16 protein-coding genes are annotated in these 16,157 nt (G+C 41.4%); 3 read left to right on the top strand and 13 right to left on the bottom strand.

The genetic code is table 11. The annotated features are described in order from the left end of the window. Both H164_RS14525 and H164_RS14520 read left to right on the top strand, forming a co-directional pair. On the top strand, positions 1-578 hold a 578-nt coding region (locus tag H164_RS14525), incomplete at its 5' end, for an IS4 family transposase (protein ID WP_019968497.1). Positions 579-602: 24 nt separating this feature from the next. Then, on the top strand, positions 603-1,304 hold the full coding sequence (locus tag H164_RS14520; protein ID WP_019968496.1) for a CPBP family intramembrane glutamic endopeptidase: 702 nt from the start codon (positions 603-605) through the stop codon (positions 1,302-1,304). Positions 1,305-1,516: 212 nt separating this feature from the next. Here the strand turns inward: H164_RS14520 and H164_RS0110010 are convergent, their stop codons facing one another. The 12 genes from H164_RS0110010 to H164_RS0109950 all read right to left on the bottom strand — a co-directional run bounded on the left by H164_RS0110010 (position 1,517) and on the right by H164_RS0109950 (position 13,600). Beyond that, complete coding sequence (locus H164_RS0110010) at positions 1,517-2,572, bottom strand: IS5 family transposase (protein WP_019968495.1); 1,056 nt, start codon at positions 2,570-2,572, stop codon at positions 1,517-1,519. A 350-nt stretch (positions 2,573-2,922) separates the two neighbouring features. Continuing rightward, a complete protein-coding gene (locus H164_RS0110005) occupies positions 2,923-3,513 on the bottom strand; it encodes a P-loop NTPase family protein (protein ID WP_019968494.1) in 591 nt (196 codons plus the stop codon). Beyond that, positions 3,507-4,205 carry a DUF6291 domain-containing protein gene (locus H164_RS0110000; RefSeq protein ID WP_019968493.1) on the bottom strand — a complete coding sequence of 233 codons (699 nt, stop codon included), beginning with the start codon at positions 4,203-4,205 and terminating at the stop codon, positions 3,507-3,509. Before H164_RS0110000 ends, H164_RS0110005 begins: the two co-directional genes overlap by 7 nt. Before the next feature lie 6 nt (positions 4,206-4,211). Then, positions 4,212-4,523 (bottom strand): helix-turn-helix transcriptional regulator, encoded by a 312-nt coding sequence (locus H164_RS14515; protein ID WP_154652141.1) that lies wholly within the window; start codon positions 4,521-4,523, stop codon positions 4,212-4,214. Positions 4,524-4,827: 304 nt separating this feature from the next. Next, positions 4,828-5,499 carry a hypothetical protein gene (locus tag H164_RS0109990; RefSeq protein WP_019968491.1) on the bottom strand — a complete coding sequence of 224 codons (672 nt, stop codon included), beginning with the start codon at positions 5,497-5,499 and terminating at the stop codon, positions 4,828-4,830. Positions 5,500-5,806: 307 nt separating this feature from the next. Next, positions 5,807-7,381 carry an RNA-binding domain-containing protein gene (locus H164_RS0109980; protein ID WP_019968490.1) on the bottom strand — a complete coding sequence of 525 codons (1,575 nt, stop codon included), beginning with the start codon at positions 7,379-7,381 and terminating at the stop codon, positions 5,807-5,809. Positions 7,382-7,461: 80 nt separating this feature from the next. Further along, a complete protein-coding gene (locus H164_RS0109975; protein WP_026356337.1) occupies positions 7,462-8,910 on the bottom strand; it encodes a tyrosine-type recombinase/integrase in 1,449 nt (482 codons plus the stop codon). Positions 8,911-9,333: 423 nt separating this feature from the next. Continuing rightward, positions 9,334-9,903: a metallophosphatase domain-containing protein gene (locus H164_RS0109970; protein WP_019968488.1), complete on the bottom strand. Its 570-nt coding sequence runs from the start codon at positions 9,901-9,903 to the stop codon at positions 9,334-9,336. After that, complete coding sequence (locus H164_RS0109965; RefSeq protein ID WP_019968487.1) at positions 9,900-10,709, bottom strand: PGN_0703 family putative restriction endonuclease; 810 nt, start codon at positions 10,707-10,709, stop codon at positions 9,900-9,902. The genes H164_RS0109970 and H164_RS0109965 overlap by 4 nt, the downstream gene beginning before the upstream one ends. 6 nt (positions 10,710-10,715) lie before the next feature. Further along, positions 10,716-11,972, bottom strand: coding sequence for an MBL fold metallo-hydrolase (locus H164_RS0109960; RefSeq protein ID WP_026356336.1), 1,257 nt, complete (start codon positions 11,970-11,972; stop codon positions 10,716-10,718). A 2-nt stretch (positions 11,973-11,974) separates the two neighbouring features. Beyond that, positions 11,975-12,694: a hypothetical protein gene (locus H164_RS0109955; RefSeq protein ID WP_019968485.1), complete on the bottom strand. Its 720-nt coding sequence runs from the start codon at positions 12,692-12,694 to the stop codon at positions 11,975-11,977. A 6-nt stretch (positions 12,695-12,700) separates the two neighbouring features. Next, the gene (locus tag H164_RS0109950) at positions 12,701-13,600 is read right to left on the bottom strand and encodes a helix-turn-helix transcriptional regulator (RefSeq protein ID WP_019968484.1); all 900 of its coding nucleotides are present in this window, start codon (positions 13,598-13,600) and stop codon (positions 12,701-12,703) included. 207 nt (positions 13,601-13,807) lie between these two features. Between H164_RS0109950 and H164_RS0109945 the strand changes: the two genes are divergently transcribed. Further along, positions 13,808-14,323 carry a hypothetical protein gene (locus tag H164_RS0109945; RefSeq protein WP_019968483.1) on the top strand — a complete coding sequence of 172 codons (516 nt, stop codon included), beginning with the start codon at positions 13,808-13,810 and terminating at the stop codon, positions 14,321-14,323. A 293-nt stretch (positions 14,324-14,616) separates the two neighbouring features. Here the strand turns inward: H164_RS0109945 and H164_RS15795 are convergent, their stop codons facing one another. Next, positions 14,617-16,038, bottom strand: coding sequence for a hypothetical protein (locus tag H164_RS15795; RefSeq protein WP_019968482.1), 1,422 nt, complete (start codon positions 16,036-16,038; stop codon positions 14,617-14,619). Between the last annotated feature and the right edge of the window lie 119 nt (positions 16,039-16,157).

Here is a 16,157-nt window from a genome sequence, read left to right as displayed (position 1 = left end):
GATATGTCGATTTTGATCGGCTGTTCCGAATCTTTCAACAACAACATGCATACTTTGTTACCCGAGCAAAGGATAATATGAAGTACAATGTTTTCGAGACAAGAGTGGTTGATAGGCAGACTGGTGTCATCTCTGATGAAACTATCAGTCTCACTGGTCTCTTGACTGCCAAGAAATATCCAGACGTGTTGCGATTGGTTACATATGAAGACTATGCTCAGAACGTTGTGTATCGATTCTTGACGAATGACTTCATCCTTCCAGCAATTACCATTGCAGAACTCTACCGAGAGCGTTGGACTATCGAGACGTTCTTCAAATGGATCAAGCAGCACTTGCATATCAAGTCATTCTATGGAACAACCCAGAATGCAGTCTTTACGCAAATATGGATAGCTATCTGCGATTATCTGCTTCTTATTATTGCTTTGAAGATGTATCATATTAAGCAAAATCTTTACATATTCTCTAACGTCATCGGACAAGTTCTCTTTGAGAGGACTCCGTTGAATGAACTATTTGATAAAACAATTATTAATCAAAACCCAGAAAATGACCGCCAACTTTCGCTTTGGTGAAATTTAACCGGACAGTAGTGCAAAATGAATACAAAAACACCAGGAATCAAATGGAAGGCAATCGCTTTATTCTATGTAATTGCAGTACTCATCCGAGCAATTGTGTTGAGGTATTGGGACTTTGTTGCCAGCCCTTTTATTGGCTGGCTTCGGGTGTGGGCACAAGGCATCGGGCCTTGTCTGGGAGCCCTGGTAGCTGTATTGATATTCAAGCGCAAATTATATTGCACCCTCACGGGCAAGTCGGTCATAAAGTCTGTCTTCACGTTTGCCATTCCCCTCGTCATATGCTTCTTGCTTGACCGAAACCTGAGCCTTATTCTGATGGGTACGCTCATTTATTCGCTGCTTGAAGAAGTCGGATGGAGAGGTTATCTGCAAGGAGAACTGATGGACATGAACCGCGTCTCAAGCAATTTTCTCATTGCCACCATGTGGTTTTTCTGGCACATTGCCATAAGGTTCGATATAGGAGGCCTAATCTTCTTCGGCGTGTTGCTTCTCGGAGCTTGGGGTATTGGCAATATTGCCCGCGACACAAGAAGCCTAACGGCCTGTGCGTGTTTCCATACCCTGTTCAATTTTTCAAACCAAGGTTATTTCAGTTTCTCTCCAGACATTATTGCCATTTATGTAGTGGTGTTTGTCTCCTGGCTCGTCATCTGGTATATACCGTGGAAGGAAACAGTTCTGCGCTTGACACGTTTGAACAATAAGCACTCATAATTATCTTTCTGCGTGATGATGTTAGGACTAACAGTGTTCCCTAAAAAGTTCAGCTATGGCCAGGTAGGAGTGAGTGAAGTCGTTGATTGAGACCTCTGCAATACCTTACCTCATTCTCTATCATTCTTGTTTTTGAGCACTATTGGCTCACCTGCAGTCTATATTTTTGATTTTTAGGCTGTATATGCTCTATTTCATCTCATATTCTCCCCTTATTTGAGAGAATTAGACACAATTATCCCTGGAGTTCGATATAAATTGTAGGCAATAGCCTCCATGATGTGTTGTGCGTGAGTCTTAGCTAAACCTACATATCTGGCTATCCCACCATGAAACCATCTGTGAATAGAACCAAAGGTACGTTCCACTTTGTACCGTGTCTTGCTGATGGCTACATTAACATGCTGCTCTCTTTCCGTTAGCTTACGTCCCCTTACTCCTTTGTGCATGATACGACTCTTGAGTTTCATACGTTTGAGTACATCCTTGTTTGCTGTGGAATCATAACCCTTGTCGGCATAAACAGGTGTAACTTGTGGAAGTTTGGCTTTTTCTAATGGCTTTTCCAAATGTTTGATGTCACTTTCGTTAGCCGGTGTGGTTTCCTCGGCTATCACCAAACCGTTCTCATCTGTAACCGAATGTCGCTTGTAACCGAAGTGTAGCTTCCCCATCTTCTTTACCCAACGTGCTTCACCATCAACATTGGGCTTGACGATCTCTTTAACCATTGCCTTTTCTGCAACATCCCTGCCTGATTCCTCATTGCGATCCTCAACTACTTCGTATTCCTTACGGCCGCGAGGTCGACGAGGACTATCCGTGATACTTGCATCAACGATGGCACCACGCTTAACCAAAACACCAGCCAACTCTAACTGGCGATTTATCTCTTGCAGCACATTGTCGTAAAGGTCGGCTTCAACCAAAATATTACGGAAACGGCATACGGTTGTACTATCTGGAGCACAGTCATCCAATCCTAAACCAACAAAGCGACTGAAGGACAGACGGTCATTTACCTGCTCTTCGACCTCGCCGTCACTCAAGCCATACCATGTACGAAGAAGCTCGGTCTTGAACAACACAAGGCTGTCATAGCTTGGACGACCAGTGGGACGGTTGCCTTTGGTGTAAGCAATTTCAATAAGTCCACGAATGGGATTCCAGTCGATTATCTGATCAATTTGAAAGAAAAAGGTCTGTTTAACCTTACGATGACCAACTATTAGGTCAGCAAAACTCGGAGAAGAAGGACATTGTTTCATACTATAAAGGTACAAAAATATGATGAAATGAGCAAATCTTGAACAATGAGTTTTGCAGAGGTCTCGGATTTTGATAATACGAGTTGCGAGCATTATCCTCCAGCAGGAACGGCTGGCAAGTCACTTTTGCAGGATAGGGCGTTTCCCAGAAACGATTTGTCCGCACAAAAGTACAACTTGCTAATCAAATTCTGTAAGAGTAACATGCTCCTCAGTATGTAAAAATCGTGATTTTACAAAATAGTGATTTACTAATCTTTATTTCACTAAATCTTTATTTCACTAAATCTTTATTTCACTAAATCGGTATTTCACTATCTTTCGGACTTGTGAATTCTCGTCTTAGTAACTTACCGACGTAGGCTTTCACCCTCAAAGTGCACGACACGTGTAATAGCTTTTAAACGGTCGAGCGTCCTTGCACCATACTTTGCCGACAGTTCCGCCGTAGTGGGATTGGTAGTAGTCAGCAATAACTTACCTTTCTTCTCTGCCAAGTCAACCAATTCTGCAAATGGCACTTTCCGCTCACCATACCTGATAGCCTCATTTTCCACGCCAACATCATCAATGCAAAGGATATGGCGTTGTTTCAACTCCTCATGTTTTGTATTGAATTCGGTGGCATCTGCCACATTAACTATCAGATGGCAGTAGTAATTGAGGATCACTGGAAGAATTTTAGCACAGATTACCGTTTTTCCACGTCCTACATGGCCAATGCAAAGCAATCCTCTGCCATGATTATCTGACAGCCAATCAGCTATCAAATCGTATTCTGGCAACCATTGTGGATTTGCAACAAAACGTTTTAATCCAATAGCCAATGCCTGCTTTGCCTCTGGGATATGGAGATACACGTTTGAGGCATCCGGGCTGAATCCCGTATTGCGTAGCTTTTCCACTGTTGCGTTAAAAGTATCTGTATTCATTGTTACCATGATTCATCGTTTTCGTATTTATTGGGGGCATTGTCTTGCAGCACAATACCCACTTTTATGTTAGCATTTCGGATAGGCTCGGTTTCCCATATTCTTTGGGAGAGAAAGTTCTCAAAGTTCTTGCGGTATTGCACTTCTGGGCGGGAAGCTACATACTGCGGGATATACTGCATGATTTTCGTCCTGTCTTCATCAGTTAGCAGCATCCACTTTTCCCTCAAGGTCACAATGTTTCCCACAGGCTTACCATACATCTTCCAAATCATCTTAAACGAGTCCATCATATCACCAACATTGATGACAGAAGTGATAGCTTCTTCATCAATGTTATTCTTATCCTTACTCTTAGTCTTATTCTTATCCTGCGACGGATTGCCATCGCTAACGATGGCCGACGATAGTTGTGTTTGGTTCTCTACCTTACTTGTAACCCGTCGAGATGCCTGACGTTTCAGGGCATTGGCCCTATTCGCCCGACATCTCTTCTCGTATGAGCTTTGGCTACGATCAATCTGGATACGAAGCATGCAAAAGAGGGACATCAAAGCCTTGTCCTCAAACGTTGGTCTATCCCCACTGGCAGCATAGCCATAAAGAGCCTTGAAGAGGATTCCTGCCTCTGCATCGTCCAAACAGCAGATGGCCTCCTTTTGGTCTGTAAACAGCATAAAGCCCTTGATTTCCTTCTCCATACTGTATTATTTAGAATCGTTCAATAGAGACAGGACCTCTGCGTAGTTGTACATCACTCTGCGGGGGCCTACTTTTCTTGCGCATAACACCTTTGTCTTGTTCCACCGCCACAAAGTACTCAAATCCACATGAAGAAGTCGGGAGGCTTCCTCACGTGTAATAAAGCGTTCCTCATTGGGTATAGCAGGTTTTTCTGCACCGTTGCTATCAGAAGAGGAGTCTTCCGTTTTGTACGCAGCCTTATGAATTAACTCGTCTAAATCTGATTTTGTCATCACGATGAGCTGGGTACCAATAATCGAATTATGATCTTCCATTGTTCTATCATTGAATAGTTTGACATGACCAACCTCACTGCTACCTTCCATAGCATATGTTGGCTTTGCATTTCAGGTTACGGTGGAAGGTTCCGTCCCTTAAAGCACAATGCAAAATTATGCTATCCAATGACACAAAGGCTAAGAATAAAGGCTATAAATCAACTATTCACAATAAGGTTCTTAGACATACCATCATGTTCTGCAAGATGTACCATATCGTCCCAAGCAGTTCTCCCTGATTCAATCAAAAAACTCCAGCAGAACTAACTGTTGGAGGTTATTTTTCTTATCTTCTGTAGTCTTACGCTTGCTCTTGTAAGTCTGCCAATATCTTTTTCATCAATAGCTTCATGGCCCTTATTTCTGATAGTTTCTTATCATCAAGATTTCCAGGGGTGAAATTACCTTTCTGCACACTATAATTATTCTTGCTGCCAACTGTCTCTTCCCCGAATATCCTAACAGCTTCGGCATGGGTCGGGATAGATATTAACCAGTTCATATTTGTATCTGCACCGCAATAGAAAGCCAGGACAACATTTTTTCCTCCGTTCTTTTCCTTAAACAACTCCTGATAGGTTTCAAAAACAGGCTGATTAACATAATCCTTATTGACAAATTGCCGAACAAAGTATGATTTCAAGGGATTCTCTTCCTGAATCTTCTCACTGGTTGAAATCTTTTGATCTTCTATTTCTTTCTTGTCTAAGGCAGCTTGAACTTCTGAAGTGTAATGATGGTTTCTTATTTTATTCGCCAGTCTATCTATTGGTAAGAAATCACATAAAATCCGAATCAAAGCCATAACCATTATGATTAAGGAAACCAAAGCTACCAACCACAACCAGAACTTAGCCTCTGTAGATATATGATATCCGGCAAGCAGCATGCCAAGCGTCACCACCAGAATAGGACAGGCCACACCAAACCCTGAATATACAAACACTTTAAAGGCTTTGTCGCTTATCTTCATAACTTTTATTGCTTTATTTCTTGGTTACTTTCCTTATTATCTTGATTGCCTACTTGGTTACTTTTTGAGAGTTACTTGGTTACTTTTAATTGCATCTTGGTTACTTTCCGCCCATCCTCGATCACTTCTTCAACATCTTGGTTACTTTTAAGCATGAACTATATGGGCTTTAGTATCCTACCGAACAACGCATAAAGCCACTATCTTGCTAAAGAATTTATAATCACTAATTATCAGCTAATTGCTAACAGGCGTTGCTGAATTTTTGCTAAAAATCTGCTGAATTTTTGATGAAAGCTTGCTGAATTTATAAACATTCAGCAATGGGCAAAGTGGGATTGTCGCCAGACCTTATCTTACGATACTTTTGATTCTTATCGTTCGGGTGTTCTGGAATGGTCATTTCCAGCATCCCCATCTCCAAGAGGGGATTGATATGCTTCTTTCTATTCCTAGTTTGATTGGTAATTCGCAGCCTGTCCATTATTTCCTGAGCTGTACGAGGTACGCTGCAAAAGTTGAGTAAATCAATTTGTTTCTTGGTTAGTTTTCCATAACTCCTTTGAACTGAATGAGCGGCTTCTTGGTTACCATCTTGGTTACTTTCCGCCTCATCTTGGTTACTTTTATCTGTTTCTTGGCTACTTTCCAGATTAGTATGACGATAAATTGTGACCAAGAACTCCCGTGATTTCTCATTATTCTCAAACTGCACATCAAGTCCCGTTTCCAAAGAACGCTGAATACCACTACCAACACCTGTGTAGGGTAGTAAGTAATTCGCATTATTAAAAAGGAAGACGTTTCGAGGCATAGAGGTACCTGCTTTGATGTCATCTACAGTCAGCCCATCAGGAAGTGTTCCAGGACTATGGATTTCCAATCTGTCATCAAAGATAAAGATACGGATAGGAGCTCTCCAGTTAAGTGAACGGTGTACCAGAGCATTAACGGTAAATTCTACAAGACTAACATAAGGAATTTCCAGTTCACCTTTAGAATTAAACTCATCATTAGTTTGTACTGTGCGGAGATTACGTGTATAGAATGCCATGATGGTATCAAACTGATGGAGCAAGTTTCCTTCCATATCAGCATCATCTACCTTGTCACGAAACTGTGTTCCACCAACAGTATTGCCTACGAAACAGATACATTTTGCTGTTATCACTGGCAACCATCGTTGAGTATATGAGGCAAACAGAAGAACTGCAGCTACCGTAAGCCTACCGGTAGGCAGTATAAAATGTAGATTACGCAGCAACTGACTAATATCATGATTTTTGGCTATGGCATTAGCTATCTCATCGAGCGAGGCCTTCTTGTATTTATCACCAACAAATCCTTTCAGACCTAACACTTTTGTAAAACGGTTCTGAAGATAAATCTTCAGCGTCCTCTCGTCAAGGTCTTCAACGGTTATATCATTGACAGCTGCCACATCGGGAAAGAATGCTCCACAACCAGTCATCATCTCTGCAATTTCAGCATTATCAAAGATCTTTCGCTTATCGGTACCATTCTTTACCCAAATAACCCCTTTGTTATCATGGTAGGGCTTATTCTTTCCTTCAGGGATTGTAGCCACGACAACAGCACCGCCTTTTACCGGGACATTCTCTATATCAATGAGTATGCCAGGGAGAACATTCTCTGAAGCCATACTGGTCAACATATTTGTTGTCTCCTGAAGTTCCTTGTAAGACAAAGCATTGATATTGCCCGTCTTATCATTGATACCAATGACCAATCGACCACCATGGCTATTGCTAAAAGCAACAAGTTCGCAGCCTATATCGTATTTATCATTGATTCGCTCCTTAAACTGGGCACTTCCAACCTCAGCCAGATCACGCAATGCAATCACGTCTTGTTCTGTCATAACCTTTAATATTGATGCTACAAATTTAGTAAAAAAGAAAGAATTTCATTTGTTCTTGAAGAATATTCGCATTAGCTGTACTATCTCTGTCCTAATATTGCCTTCAGCATCTCCTTTGCTTGCTCTGACGTCATACTATCAACATCAACAGCCTGAGGACTCGGTACAAGATTCAGCAACTTTGAGTTATTCTCGAATCTGGTCTCCAATGGATACATATCCTGATACCCGGCCGTAATATTATTACCCATAGAATGTCCCATGCTCTCCGATATGTATAACTCTTCCACTCCCGCCAACTTGAGATTCGTGGCAAAAGAATGCCTCGCCCATGTTCCCGAAGGCTCTTTGTCCCACTTCAACACTTCCTTGCAAACTCTGATTACCCGATCTTTAATATTTGAATTCTCTTGTACTGTGAGCTTTCTTCGTTTCAACTCATCCTCTTCACCTTGAAATATCTGTGGAAACACATAGGCATCTTTCTTAGGCTTGGCTGCTATCTCGTCCAAGATGAATTGCAAAGGCTGAATAATAGGCACTACTACCACCGACATACTATTACTTCTTGCCGATGTTTTCTTTCGCATAAATTCAAAAGCCCTACCGCCCTCAGCAAAATAGGTTCGATTATAAGTTAGTCTACCTGCGTCGGCAAGATTGAAGCCATTGCACAAATATTGCGCAAGAAACAATCCCAAGGAATCGTGTACACGTTTCGTATATTCTTTGTCCCACATTTCTGGGTATCGTTTCTCCTCAAAGACATGATAGAGTTCTGTCATTTCAGCGATTGACAAGTAGGATTGTTGTCTTCTTTTCCCTCTTGGAATGGAAATGAGGTCATTGTCTTTATTTGAGAATGGGTATTTGTCAGCCGGAAGAAAGCCTCGTTTAATACATTCATTCCAAACAACACGACAAGTTCTTAAATACATTCCCCGTGTTGCATCAGCTATTTTCCCAACCAGCATACCATCAATCATTATGCCGTTCTTCATTCCATCATTCCACTTGGCTATAACATCCTTGTCCACCTTGAAGCCTTCTGTCCGACCAACTATCTTCAGAAAAGAGTTAAGAGCCCACTGGTAATTTTCGGCACAGCCCACTCTATTATCATCCCGATACCTTGCAATAAGCCCTTCCCACATGCCAACAAACGACAAAGAATGCTCGTCTTGATATTCCACTCCAGAAAGCATTGTCTTAATCAGCCCAATAGTCAGTTCATGCGACTTACTAAGTTTCACGACCTTGTCTCTAAACTCCTCTAAGATTTCCTGCCAACCTTTATAAACATCCATCAGGTTACTACGAGAACTTGTTACACTACAAACACTATTGAAGTATTTTTCCGGTTGAAATGGCATATCGGTCAGCTTATGATAGTACCGCTTTCGTTCTATGGTGAAGCAGATAGCCATTGGATATTCCATCGTCTCTTTATTAGTACGCTTATCCAACACAAGAGTAAGAGAACAGTTACCCACCCGATTACAGTTGATTGATGTTTTTACAGTCTTCATTTTTCCTCAGCTATTTCATGTAATCTTGCGAACATTTTGCGAACACCGTGCGAACACCGCGCGAACACCAACGCTTATTTTATGCCATTTCGCAAGATTTCATATTTTTGATGCAAATATAGTAAATCATTGAATACCAAGAAAATATATTGAAAACAAAAATTTTATAAAATCTTATAAAACCATATTTCAACAGACTCATAATCTGGAGGTCCCAGGTTCAAGCCCTGGCTGGTCCACAACTGAAAATCAAGCACTTGCGAATTTATTGCAAGTGCTTTTTCTTTTAAAGGTGACCTTTAGGTGACCTTTTTAAAAGAAAACTCTTCATCCGTGCCCTTTTGAAATTTCGGGAAATGATATATGAATGACAGAGATTTCATGACGAAGCTTTTCTGCTATTACAACGAAATAACGCTCGTATTATTTGTACATAAATAACTTGGGCTTACGGACCATTGTATATGAGTTGTCAAGAGATGATCCGTTTGAGAAAATAATCCCGTCCCTATTTTCTGTGCCGTAGCTTTCATGAGCATGACCAAACAGATGATAGCGTGGTTTGATTTCCAACACTTTGTTGCGAAGAGACATGTTGCCCCAATGAGTATTGCTGCTTTCGTCAAGTATCATTGCTGGCGGTTCGTGGGTAACAAGTACATCCACATTATAAGGTATCAGGCTTTCGGGATGATTGTAGCCTAATCCGAAGAATTTTATACCCCCAATTTCGCACCCTCTGTCTTGGAGGAAGTGAACGCTGTCAGGTAGGCCTTCTATATCGTCTGCTTCCCATAAACAGAGATCATGGTTGCCGGTAACAAATATCTTATGAGGGTAAGGCAGCTCTATGAACCAGTTAAGGAATTCAAGTACCTCATCTTCGGTTCCCATATCAGTAAAATCACCACAATGCACAATGACATCAGCACCTGGTAGGTTTATCAGTTGTTGGTGTCGGTTGTGGGTATCTGAGATTTGAAGGATTTTCATTTAATAAAGTATCTTTTTTTGAAACCTTCGTGGTTATCAATCAAATCTATAACATTGTTGTACCTTGAGGTCTCAAATAAAAGGGTAAGATTATTGGGGATAGCATCAGAGATATAATCCTCAATAATTTTTTGGAACATATCCTTAACTATGAGTTCCTCTTCTTTTAATATCTTGAATCGCTTAATAACATAACTCTTTGATCTACTTGTCAATTTCAGAAGATCTATGAATTCATTTTCCATTTCCCATGAGATGCTATTGAGTTCAACGATAGAAACGTTCTCATACTCATCTTTATTATGAATTATATGATTGACAATAGCAAGCAAATGCCGGAACAACTGAGAAGCGTTATAATAAGTAAGCGACTGAAAGCTTCTTAATATATCAGTCAGCTTGTCTTCTGTGAATTTCCAGTGATCATAATAGTTCTCTATCATAAAGTACGATTCCGTAAAACGAGAATTGCTCATATAATATGGTTCAAGGAATTTTGACTCATAGTAAATGACTTTCTTACCTTTATCAACTTTAACGTCAAGATTCGATTTGCCACCGACCTTCAACGGTGAACTCTTGTCCCATTCAAACATGACAGTTGCTTCTGGATGTAATTTCTCATAAAGAAGAAAGAAATTAACACCTAAAGCGGTTGAAGAGTCAATAAAGTGACATTCTTTTAATGCATTCCCACTTCCATTTTCAAGTTCATCATAATGTTGTTTAGACAAACTGACCAATAAGTCCACATCTCGTCTTCCGTTTACACCTATTAACGCTTCCTTTAGAATATTTCTGTCCATATATACTTATAGTTTAGCACCTGCCTCTTTATGAATGCAGATAACCTTCTTTGGTTTGATAGTTTCTATAACCTTCTTTATTGTTGTTTTGTCCGCATGGCCAGAGGTGTGAATGTCCACAACATTGCGGAACAGTTCACGAAACTCCTTGTATTTCGGGTTAGCTTTCACTTGTTCAGGAATCTTGTAATATCCATCCCAAGATGAGAATATCAACAAGGTCTCCTCCTGCGGAAGTTTGCCGATAAGGCCTTTGACTCTATCTATTTGTGATGTTCCAACAATCATGGTAAAGCCTCTGCGCTTCAACTTGCCGTAAAGTCTTTCACTATAGAATAGAGGGTTAAAGGAAAACAAACCTCGCAAGCGTTTTGATTCCTTTTCCGTAAAGAGTTCCATCGTTCTTTTCATGAACAAAGACCAGATGCACAAAGGCTTCTGTGCGCTTATTGCTGCTCCTTTTATTGCTGCCAGTCGTTCTATATCTGTAGCTGATGCCAAGACAAAGACGTATTTGAACGCCTGCATCACGCTTGCCATCTTCCTTGACACCTCACGTTCATGGATACATCTGCCCTCATGCTTCAGCATCGTGCCTTCAGTGATTAGCACGTCAATATTTGTGGCATATTTCTTCAGTGTCGGGAAAAGTCCCTTGCCCAGATAGCCGTGCTCGCGATAGTCTCCTGTATGCCAGATGCGTTTGCCATCAGCCTCTATAAGAAACATGTAGGAATCATAAATGCTATGACAATTGTAGAACGGAGTAACCTTTATGTCACCTATTATTATGGATGCAGGAGCCTTCTTTACTTCTGTTCGCGTCCATGTTTTAAATTCTCTCACTTCATCTGCATGAGCAACTGCAGAGACATATTTCATTTCAAGCATGATTCTCTTGTGAAAATCACATTCTGGCTGCTGGCTGTACTGTTCTTTCTCTTTTTTAATGGCCTCTTCGAGTATCCTATACTTAATTAGCAGCAGTTCTTTGCTTCCTTCTCCAATATACTGATCAATAGGGATATACCAGAACAAGCCGACATGATCTTCGTGGGCATGGGTGTAGAACACAGCTTCGTGTTGTTTCATGTTTTTATCAATAATATCAATGACCATACCAAAGTCTTGCTCTGAAGTTGTTGATTCACCATTACCTGGAAGATTCTGCCCAAAATCGATGAAGACCCTGGATGTATTTGTCCATATTTCAGTTATGCAACCACCTATTTGGTTGAGACCTCTGTGTACCTTGATGTTCACGTTTATCTCCTTTCTCTATGGTTATTTAAGATTTGTGATTTCTTTGCCTCATTATAATCAAGTGTAGGTACAACATAGCCCTTTAGAATATCATTTTCCTTAATGTCTTCCCAATATACAAGATGTATATCAAATCCACAACTATCATTTCCATTTTTGAATACCATAGACACCGGGTTTTCTTGGTAATCCTCTTGCTTTGGGATGACAGCAATGTATCTGCTGTTCTGCCAATCAGACTTTATGTCTTTGTAAAACTTGCGCACAATTTCATGGTCTCCAAGTTTTCTTCGGCGGTCAATGATTTTTATTCGTAAATCATTGTTTGGGCCATACTTCAACAAAAGAAACTTTTCTTTGAGTTGAAAGAACAAATTCGAGGAATGGCCATCAGCATATTTCGTATGATCTTTGATGTATTCTTCATGGCGACGTTTTTCTTCTTTTAGATTGTAAAGTTTACAGGCACTTGCTTTTGCTTCAATGAAAAAGACAAAGGTCTCGCCCGATTGGTTCTCAGCCGTGATGACAAAATCTGGGTCACCGAATTCTGACAATGAGAATTCAGAATACAGTTTGAAGTTATGAAATATTTCTGTTTCGCCTGCCATTCTCAGAAATACATTCATTGCTGCGTTTGCAGCCTTCTCGTCCCTATTCAAAGCAATACCATAGAACAGAGCATTCATTGCCCCTCTTTCTGAATAACCAACAATTTCCATCTTCAATTATCTATATCTTGTTAAACATTCTTCTAATCTTCTTTTTATCTCAACCCGCAAACCATGAGGTTTGAGCACCTCCACCTTTTCGCCCATTGACAATATCTTTGTGGTCAGTTCTGGTGTAAGACAAAGCCAATACAGGAAGTCGCTATACTCCCCATCGCTGGTCTTGATTTCCTCTTGCGAGGAATGAAGGGGAAGCGAGCGCATATATTCAACATGCACCCCATATACTCGCAGAACCACTTTCTTAGGCTTCAGTTCTTCATTCACAAAGATGCCAACCGTATTGGCATAGTATTCCTCTGCGTCAAAATCCTTTGGCACCACAAAGGATTTATCAGTCAGTTCCATTTCTATCGTTCGGTCAAGAGCAACGTTACGTAGGCCTTCGTACTCGTTCAGATAACCGACAATGTACCACCTTTGGTTATAGACCTTCATAGCATAAGGTTGAAGATGGTAGGTTGCACGCTGCCCGTCGAAAGGCTGATAGACTATCTGCAATTCTTTTCCTCGCTGCATAGCATCAATGACCGTCTGGAGGTATTCTGTCCCATGAGGGATATCCTCAAACAAAATCCTGTCTTTCATATTGCGACCAGCCTCAATCATATTGGATATGGTGAAGGAGTTGAGCAACCACTCGCGAGTTCTGTCACTTCGCAACTCATTCGGTGATGAGATGTAATATTCGTATGTAGCGGAATCGCATTTCACCTCAACCCCAAATAATTCCGCTATTGCCTCCCTGTGTACATGAAATGTACGCAGAGCAAGGGGCTTCCCATCGCCAAGATAACTGTCCTTCCATCGATAGCTTATCTCTTCAAAGGTAAGTCGTCGCTGTTGCAGCAACGTGTTAAGAAGCCAGATGTATCGGTTGAATGTCTTGCTGATCATCTTTATTTCATTCCTTATTCGTATTATATAGTATGATAAGTAGTGGAACTTTGTCCGTAAACTACAATGCAAAGATACTCATCGTATCTGCAACATCACTGCATACCTCTTAAAAACTTTATAAAACATATTATTTCTTTTGTTCTATGCAGCACTTTTGCATACTCTGATGATAATTTTATATCCAAATTCTAAAATAGATAAGTTATGACAAAGAAAAGAAAACAGAATCGCAAGAATGAGCTTTCTGAGAAGAGAGCCGTTGAGTCTATCAGATTTCAAACACACTTTGGACTCAAACAAATAGGGCATAAGGATACCGATATGTTCCATCGGCTTGCAGATGCAGAAATAAATGTTATTGCAGAATTAGATCTCACCGATGATATTCTTGGCATAAAAAATCTTGTAGAAGGTGTAAGAAGAGAGCTGAATGTAGAGCCAGCATTGGAAAAAGGCGACTTCTGTACCAGCATAGTAGCAATAGCCCTCGGCATTTCCAAGATTCCTGTATTGGATGATATGCAGATGCCTGTTGTGAACTGGCCAGACCAAATCAACAAGAAGCTTCTGACACTTTATTATCCAGAGGAATCTCGAAACGCAGTTGCTGAATGGGCAAAAGCTAACGACTATAATACTTCCACTTACCTCGGACGACCTGTGGTCAAATTCAAACAGTTGTTTATAACCATAGAAAGAACACGCACGTGGACTGAATAGCTGAAAGAAGGCTGGGCAAATGCTCGCCTTATCGTTTCCAGCGATGGTTTAGCCAGAGATTCTTCTTGACGATGAAAAACCTCTTCCATATTAATAATCTCGAAGAGGTATTATTGGCTATCGTCAATGAGTTATATGATGCTAACACCAATGTAGTCGTAGCTTGTGCGGTGCTGGGAGTCAAATTCAGATATAATACATCTCCCAGAAGTATATTGAAGCATTAAAGTATTAGAAGTGGCAGACGACCTAATAGCAATTTTTTCACGACTAAACGAAGATACTTTTTCTTTTCATGTTTTCATTCCATGTGATAGTCGGATGTTCCTTCTTTGCTTTTCCTTTTCAACCCTTTCATACTCTGAAAAGTTGTTGACTACATTCTGCATCTCCAGTCCCCCTTTGGCATGTTCTTTTTCTGTGAGAAAGGGACGGGACAAAACAGACAAGGTGTAGGCAGCATGTTGCCTGTCTGTATTTGTATCAAGAAACTCATTGACGGCGCAGGCCTGCTCAAATGTAAACCGTCTGGCAATTGGCTTTTTGGCAAAGTCGATGACGGCTTTCAGAGCTTTGCGGCATACAGTGTCCAACAACTCTATTGCCTTCTGAAAAGCGTATATAAGGTTGGTTATGATGCAATTCTTCTGTGAGAGAGCTGTCTCATACGATTTCTTATCGCTTTGCGACTTCTTCAATAACCGATTATAACTTTGCGTGAGCTTATTGTATTCTTCCAAGCGAAGCTCCGCAATCAACCTTTCCCTTTCACAGGCCTTTTCAAGTTCAGCCGTCCGCTCTACAACTCCCTGCGCTATCTTCTCGGGTAGCAATGCCACCTGTTGCTTTATAGCGATGTTCTCTGATTCCAGCTGGGCATACTTGCCCTTTCCTGCAAGGTTGGCCAACCCCGACAGGATGGCGCTGCCGTTCTCCCGATTGGCTTTCGCCTGCTTGTCGTGGATTTCCTTATCCAACTTTTCACAGACGAGAGCTTTCTGCTCGTTTTCCTTTGCCAGCTTCTCCGCTTGTTTCTTGCTTTCATCCAACTCACGCTTCTGTTTGGCCACGATATAGTCATTCCGTTCTAGATGCAGCTTGCCCGTCTCCAACTTGGAAACGCCGCGCTCCATTTCCAATGCCTCGGCTGCCATGTCCTGCATGAGGCTGATGTCCTCGTTGTCCAGTTTGTAGGACTTACCTGTCTCATGGTCCATCCAGTCCCAGATGACATGGGCGTGATAGTTAGGCTTCCATGTAGATGTGTCATTCGGATTAAGACAATGCCCCTCGTCACGATGAAGGTGTATCTGTATGGCCGTAATGCCGAAACGCTGCCGACAAAGGTCGGCGAAATGTTGCAACTGCTCCATGGTGGTGTCTGCCTTGCACACCACTACGCCCTCACGCAAGGGAGTACAGTCGGCTATCTTGGTTACCTTGCCCGTCTTCTTGTTGATTCGCTCCCGTTCCTTGGTCTGCATGGCCCTGCCCGTCTTTTCCTTCACCATTCTGCCAATGGCATCGTAATACTGCCGCAAGGTCATATCGCCTTGCAGTTCCGATATCCACGATTGGTCCTCAGGTATCAGGTCTTTCCTGATATAAAGCTTCTCGGCATTGATGTGGTCGAGATATGCCTTTGTCCGTTGGTTGTGTGCCTCACTTTGCCCGATATTGCAGGGCTTGATGTGTACCGATGTCATTTGTGTCATAACAAAAGGGAATTAAATGATTGTTGGTTTTTCTTTTCATAAGGTTCTTAGGGAGGCTCCCTAAGCGGAGAGTCCAGAGAGGGGGTCACGCTCTGGTCAGGGGTCTTGGGGGCAGATGC

The organism is Segatella maculosa DSM 19339 = JCM 15638 (assembly GCF_000382385.1).
GTDB lineage: Bacteria > Bacteroidota > Bacteroidia > Bacteroidales > Bacteroidaceae > Prevotella > Prevotella maculosa.
This window is presented reverse-complemented; position numbering and strand designations above follow the sequence as displayed.